Source organism: Nitrospira sp., from assembly GCA_016788885.1.
Lineage (GTDB): Bacteria > Nitrospirota > Nitrospiria > Nitrospirales > Nitrospiraceae > Nitrospira_A.
In genome coordinates, this window is record JAEURX010000065.1 from 35,670 (window position 1) to 41,916 (window position 6,247).

The following is a 6,247-nucleotide window of genomic DNA, read 5'->3' on the forward strand; positions in this document are numbered from 1 at the left end:
GGAGCTTAGGGAGCGGTGGAGGATGGCATGAGCCCTCTCCATTTGTACCGTATCGTATAGATTATGCTGCATCGATTGGCTTTACGGGTGCTTCCCAGTTTGACGCTGGCCGTCACAGAAGATTCGGTTCGTAAGCGCAAACGTCTCGTGATGTTTGTCCCCGGGTTGGTGGCGTTTGCGGCCTATCGGGCGGCAAAGCAAGGGTTTTCGCTTGCCGACCCAGTGACATTGTTGTTGCTGTGCGGTCTGGTCTCCATGGCCACGGCCTTGTGCGCTTATCGTGTTGGGCGGGTCGTGCCGTTTCGAGCGTTACTTGCTGCGGATGGAGCGCGGAGGATCGGTTGGATTGTCGCCTGGATCGGGTTTGTCTACGGCGTGCAGTTGTCATTGCTGGTGCTGGCATTGTTATGGCTGGTGGGATACGACTATGCCAAACATCCCGATGGGCCGGCGATGATGGCCCTGATTATCCCCAGCTCGGCGGTGGCCCGAGACGCCTTTGAGATCGGGTATGTACGGTGGCTCGAGGCGAGCGGGCGGCCCTTCGCGACGTTTCCGGATGGCGCGGCGCTTTGGGGGTTGCTGCAACGGACTGACCAGCAGCTTGTTGTCTGGGTGATGGCCGGCATTCTGGGATGCGTGAGTCTATCGGTGTTGACGGCAACATTCGTCGGTGGGGATCTGGCAGTGTTCTGTCAAGCAGGTGTGGTGACGCTGGCGGCAGGGACGGTCAGTCTCTTGGCATTTTTTGCCGGGCAGGCAGAGCGAGGGGCGTGGATACCCAGGCTGGCCGCAGCTCAATGGAGTGAACTCCTCAAATTCTGGTGGTGGCCGGGATTGGCCTTTGCCGCCACGTACTACCTGGTGTTGGTGGGTACTGGGCTGTATGTGTTGCGGCAGCCGATGCTTTCCACGGGATTCCTGTCCTCTATCGCCGGGCTCGTTGGTGGCATGATGTCGTTGTATTGTTACTACCTCGGCAACCGACGCGAGATTGAAAGCCGTCAGCCCGGAGGGGTTCCCGATGCCTTGCTGCGTTGCCCGTTTGTCATGGGTATCTTAGGCAAGTCTCGCGAAACCATTGCCGATACGGCGCTGAGTGAATCTGCAACGGTCTTTGAAAAGAATAGCCAGAGAGTGTCGTCATGACGAAACGTGTATCGGTTCCGTTCGTGATTGTGCTGGTGCTGTGCGGATTCCTGTCGGGCTTCAGTGCGCTGTTCGTCGGTCCGCCATCGCTGATGGCTGCGGACCCGTCGACCGATGTGTATTTCCACACCCCGGGTGTCCCGAGCGGCCCTTCGGCGCCCACGGCGAATGACAACCACTACCCGCAAGTCGGCTCGCTCGATAGTCGGTTGCTGATGTGGTTCATCATTCAACAGCATACGTATTTTGGCGGGTTTGTGCTCGCGCTGCCGATCTTTTGCGTGTTGTTGGAATTGTTGGGAATGGCCGCGAAGAATCCCGCCATGGCCTTACGGTACGATGGTTTGGCCCAGGACCTGCTCAAGGTCGCGCTGCTGGCCCTCTCCGTCACCGCCGTCGTCGGCAGCGTGATGCTGACGATGTTTGTCACGCTGTACCCCAGTTTCATGCAGTACATGGGAGGTACCTTCAAGGGGATGATGCCGCTATATGCGCTGGTGTTCGTCGGAACCACCGCGCTGACCATTGTGTATTACTACAGTTGGGACCGGATGGCGGCCCCCGGCTCGAAATGGGTGCATCTGTCGATCGGCGTAATCGCGGTGGTGTTCGGCACGTCCCTCTTGTTACTGGCGAATGCGTGGTCTGCTTTCATGATGGCGCCGTCGGGAGTTGATGGGCAGGGGCGTTATTTGGGGAACCCCTGGCATTTGCTGCGGTCGGCACTGTGGAATCCGTTGAACCTCCATCGATTTTTGGCGGATATCATGTCGGGCGGCGCGGTGGTGCTGGCCTACGCCTGTTATCGATTCTTTTCCGGGAAAAGTCAGGAAGAGCGTGCGTACTACGATTGGGTTGGCTACGTGTTTCTGTTTGTGACGGTCTGCGCCCTGTTGCCGATGCCTTTTGCGGGGTATTGGTTGATGCGGTCTGTCTATGCTTACAGTCAGAGTATGGGTGTCACAATGATGGGCGGCCTCCTGACCTGGTTGTTTGTGGTGCAGGCGTTGCTGATCGGCGCCCTATTTCTCGGCGTAAACTATTATCTCTGGCAAAGTATGGGACGGATTCGCGGCGGGGAACGGTACCAACCCTACTATCAGTACCTGCTGTTGGCCCTCACCGGATGTCTGTTTATCTGGCTGACGCCGCACACGTTGTTGACGACCGGCACCGAAGTGAAGGCTATGGGCGGGGCTCAGCACCCGGTCATCGGCAATTACGGGGTGATGTCCTCGAAGAACGGGGCGGTCAACGTGATGATCTGCATCACAGCCTTGAGTTACATCTACTACCGTCGTGCGAATCGGACGATGACGATCTCCTGGGCGCGGGCTGGGAATATCGCATTAGGGGCACTATTCGGCCTTGGCGTGGCCCACATCATCGGCTTGTCGATCTACGGCTTTTATCTGCCGGCGAGTCTCCGTGTGGCGTTGTCGGGGCCGCAAGCGGTGACGACGCTTCTGGTGGTTGCGATAGGATTGCTACTCAATCGGCGTATGTTGCGTGGCGCGACCATTCATGGCCCTGTGCAATGGGGATTCATCTCGATTCGAGGGATGGTCGGGCTGTTCGGGTTGGCCGCAGCATTTACGTGGGTAATGGGGTTGATGGGATATATTCGTTCATCGGGCCGGTTGGCGTGGCACGTCAATGAGTTGATGCCCGATACTTCCCCGTGGGCATTTACCCCGACGCTCGGCTTTGCGGCGAAGATGGTGACAATCAACATGGTGCTCTTCTGGGGGGCGGTATTTTTCCTGTTCTGGGTATGCCAACGCGGGCAACAGCCGGTGATGCATGAGGATGTGAGTGCGGAGAAAGAGGCGGGCTTCTTGCCGTCTCCTTCGCATGAAGGATAGGTAGGTGTATGAGGAGTGCAGCGATGGGAATGAGAATGTTAGTCTGGGCGATAGGGTTGCTGGGATTGTGTGTCGTGGTTGCGCACGACGGGTCTGCGTATGCAGGCGAGTCAGGAGTGTTGGTCCTAGAGGATTTCCAATCGGCCGACCAAGGGGGATTTCCGGTTGATTGGCAACATGAGAACCAGCGTAGTCAGGCCAAGGGGCGGGACGCCTATAAGATTCAATCCGAAGATGGCCAGAAATTTCTCGCAGCGAAGGATGCGGGCCAACGTATCAAGAAACGCAAAATTGATTGGGACCCTAAGGCCTATCCGGTCCTGACCTGGCGGTGGCGCCTCCACAAGGCTCCGAGCAACTCAGAACCGGTTGCCGCCCTGTATGCCTCCTTGGATACTGATCTCATGTTCATTCCCGTATTCACCAAATACATCTGGAGCGCCGGCAAGCCGGTGGGGACGTTTGTCGAAGGCGGTATGTTCAGTGGCTCGGAGTTAGTCGTGCAGAGCGGGGTGTTGCCGGTCGGGGAATGGGTCGAGGAGCGGGTGAACGTGTACGAAGATTTCAAGCGCATTCACAAGCATGAACCACAGGAAAAAGCCTGGGGCATCTCGTTGTTTGCTGCTCCGGGGGTGGAGATCGATTTCGGCGCGGTGACGGTTGGTCCGGCTAAGTAAGCGATGTAGGCATCTGAGGTAATGAGGTCTCTGTGGCCGCGATAAATCGACCATCGACCAGCACGTTGTTTGACGTGGTGTTTGGCGTCGTCGTGATGGGGACGGTCGGAGCATTGATCGGCACCTTTCTTGGGTCGGCATCCATTCCAGTGACCTCCGGTGTCGGGGTGCTTCTTGGCGCGGTGGTCGGCTTTCTTGGCGGCCGTCGATTTCTGGCCAGCATTTTGGTCGGCACGGTGCTGGGGGGGGCGCTCGCTTGGATGATTGCCGGGGTTGAAAAGATCTCTTTTGGGGCAGGTGCCGGTGCGGCCATGGGCGGCTTTCTTGGCGTGCAGATTTCGATGTTGTTGGATGTGCGGGCAGCGAGAAGGGCTGCGCTGGTAGCGGAAGGTGAGGACGCCGGCGCGGCCCACTCGGCAGTGACCAAATCATGAGGTGTAAGTAAGGCGATGGAAAACCGGGGTGTGCTCATCGGATCAATTATCTTCGTATTCGGATCGTTCATTCTGATGATCGGGGGGTTGGTCTACGAATCGTATAAGGCCAAGCAAATGCGCCAATTGGCCCTCTCCATCACGACAGAAGCCAAGCCCGTGGCGGCCCCTGTCGCGCAGGATTTTTCGATGTACAAGACATTCATCGGGGATGATGGTCGGGAGATGGTCCAAATTTCCGAAGGCCCGTTCGTGATGGGTAGTCGCGATAACGATAGTGATCCGGATGAAAAGCCGGAGCATCAAGTCTATTTGAAGACCTACTTCCTGGATAAGCACGAAGTGACACAGGATACGTACGATCGGTTTCTCAAGATGACGAAGCGGGTGAAGCGTAAGATCGAAGTATTTGAGGACGATCCAGCTAAGCTGCTCAAGCCTGAATACCCTGCAATCGCCGTGACGTGGGATGATGCGGAGGCCTACTGCAAATGGGCGGGAAAGCGGTTGCCGACTGAGGCGGAATGGGAAAAAGCCGCTCGCGGCGAGGGGAAACGTCGTTACGCCTGGGGCGAGGAGTTTGTTTCAGGATATGCGAACATCGACGGGGCCGAAGACGGGTTTCGGTATCTCGCCCCCCCGGGTTCGTTCGAATCCGGACGCAGTCCTTACGGGGTCTACGATATGACGGGCAACGTCGGTGAATGGGTTGCCGATGTCTATGATGAAAATTTTTATCGAGCCTCACCGTACCGGGATCCCAAGGGGCCGGATCAGGGCGAGCAGCGAATCATTCGCGGTGGTTCCTGGCGAGAAACGAAGCGAAATGTGCGCTCATCCAAGCGCTTCCAGGCGAAGCCGTGGCGGCATGACATTACGGTTGGGTTCCGGTGCGCGAAGGATGTCGACGTCGACACGGTGGCGAAGTAGTCGATTACGGCATGCTGGAAACCCGCTTTAAAGTTGTCTTCCTTCTTGCGGTCCTTCTTGCCGCAAGCTTGCCCATCATCGCCATTCTTCGTGGGACGATTTCCACTCCATTTGAGGCGAACTCAACGCATTCTGACGAGGAGGCGGTAGGCATCGCTGCAGATGCGGTTGCCCCTGAGGAGCCTTTGCAGGAGGAGCTCGTTGTTATCCCTGCGGGGCCATTTATTCGAGGAACGAATCAGGGCGGGTTTGATGAGCAGCCGGAGCGGAAGATCTATCTCGATGAATTTCTCATCGATCGTTATGAAGTGACGAATGCGCAATATGCGGCCTTTGTGAAGGCCACTGGCCACCGAAAATCAGGTCCGCCCTCCCGCTATGCGAAGAACACGGGGCGTATGCGTGGCGTCAATCAGCCGGCGGTCTACGTCTCGTGGGAGGACGCCAAGGCCTACTGTGAGTGGCGAGGGCGGCGATTGCCGACCGAGGCTGAATGGGAGAAGGCGATGCGTGGTCCCGACGGTCGTTTGTGGCCGTGGGGCAACGTCGAAATGCCCGGTGGTGCGAATTGGGCTCGGATTGACGATGGGTTTGAGGTGGCGGCTCCGGTGGGACGAGTGCGTAGCGATGCTAGTCCCTATGGAGTGATGGATGGAGCTGGGAACGTGATGGAGTGGGTGGAGGATTGGTATCTAGAAGGGGCCTACGCCGCAGCTTCTGAACGGAACCCAGAAAGTCCTGAATATGGAACGTACAAGGTATTGAGGGGAGCGGGATACACCAGTTCAGGATCGGACTTGCGTATCACCGCTCGCAGTAAAATGATGGCAGATTTTCGGGACGAAACGATTGGGTTCCGTTGTGCTCAATCCAGCGTAGGGAAAGGGCGTGCGTTCGAGGGCGAGAAGGTTGAGAAAATCATAGGAAATCAAAGTAATAGAGGATCAGAAACACGGCCAAAATGATATTGACAACCATACCGGCCAAAACTATAATGTCGAACACTTTTGAGTTTTTTGCCATAAAAATCCCTTTAAAAATCAGATAGGTGAGGGATTTTGATTAACACAGCATAGTTGGTGTGTCAATTTAAAATACGTACTTAAACCGTTGGGGGAATCAAGATGGAAGCTGCTCAGGACGACGTCTCAATCAAGATCGGGAAAATGATTTTCTACATCACCCTGGCAGT

The 6,247-nt window shown here is 56.6% G+C and carries 6 protein-coding genes; all 6 read left to right on the top strand.

The annotated features are described in order from the left end of the window. The first annotated feature begins 63 nt into the window (after positions 1-63). From JNL86_16785 to JNL86_16810, 6 genes are read left to right on the top strand one after another with little or no spacing between them, the layout of a single operon-like run. Positions 64-1,149, top strand: coding sequence for a hypothetical protein (locus tag JNL86_16785; protein ID MBL8044567.1), 1,086 nt, complete (start codon positions 64-66; stop codon positions 1,147-1,149). After that, positions 1,146-3,014 carry a cytochrome ubiquinol oxidase subunit I gene (locus JNL86_16790; GenBank protein MBL8044568.1) on the top strand — a complete coding sequence of 623 codons (1,869 nt, stop codon included), beginning with the start codon at positions 1,146-1,148 and terminating at the stop codon, positions 3,012-3,014. Before JNL86_16785 ends, JNL86_16790 begins: the two co-directional genes overlap by 4 nt. 23 nt (positions 3,015-3,037) lie before the next feature. Then, positions 3,038-3,691 (top strand): DUF3047 domain-containing protein, encoded by a 654-nt coding sequence (locus JNL86_16795; GenBank protein MBL8044569.1) that lies wholly within the window; start codon positions 3,038-3,040, stop codon positions 3,689-3,691. A 32-nt stretch (positions 3,692-3,723) separates the two neighbouring features. Continuing rightward, positions 3,724-4,125 (top strand): hypothetical protein, encoded by a 402-nt coding sequence (locus JNL86_16800; protein ID MBL8044570.1) that lies wholly within the window; start codon positions 3,724-3,726, stop codon positions 4,123-4,125. Positions 4,126-4,140: 15 nt separating this feature from the next. Further along, positions 4,141-5,055, top strand: a complete 915-nt coding sequence (locus tag JNL86_16805) for a formylglycine-generating enzyme family protein (GenBank protein ID MBL8044571.1) — start codon at positions 4,141-4,143, stop codon at positions 5,053-5,055. 11 nt (positions 5,056-5,066) lie between these two features. Further along, complete coding sequence (locus tag JNL86_16810; GenBank protein MBL8044572.1) at positions 5,067-6,020, top strand: SUMF1/EgtB/PvdO family nonheme iron enzyme; 954 nt, start codon at positions 5,067-5,069, stop codon at positions 6,018-6,020. Positions 6,021-6,247: the final 227 nt, after the last annotated feature.

Bases quoted from the DNA above. Each gene is read 5' to 3' on its own strand.
- JNL86_16810 (MBL8044572.1), top strand. From the start codon at position 5,067: ATGCTGGAAACCCGCTTTAAAGTTGTCTTCCTTCTTGCGGTCCTTCTT.
- JNL86_16790 (MBL8044568.1), top strand. From the start codon at position 1,146: ATGACGAAACGTGTATCGGTTCCGTTCGTGATTGTGCTGGTGCTGTGC.
- JNL86_16805 (MBL8044571.1), top strand. From the start codon at position 4,141: ATGGAAAACCGGGGTGTGCTCATCGGATCAATTATCTTCGTATTCGGA.
- JNL86_16795 (MBL8044569.1), top strand. From the start codon at position 3,038: ATGGGAATGAGAATGTTAGTCTGGGCGATAGGGTTGCTGGGATTGTGT.
- JNL86_16785 (MBL8044567.1), top strand. From the start codon at position 64: ATGCTGCATCGATTGGCTTTACGGGTGCTTCCCAGTTTGACGCTGGCC.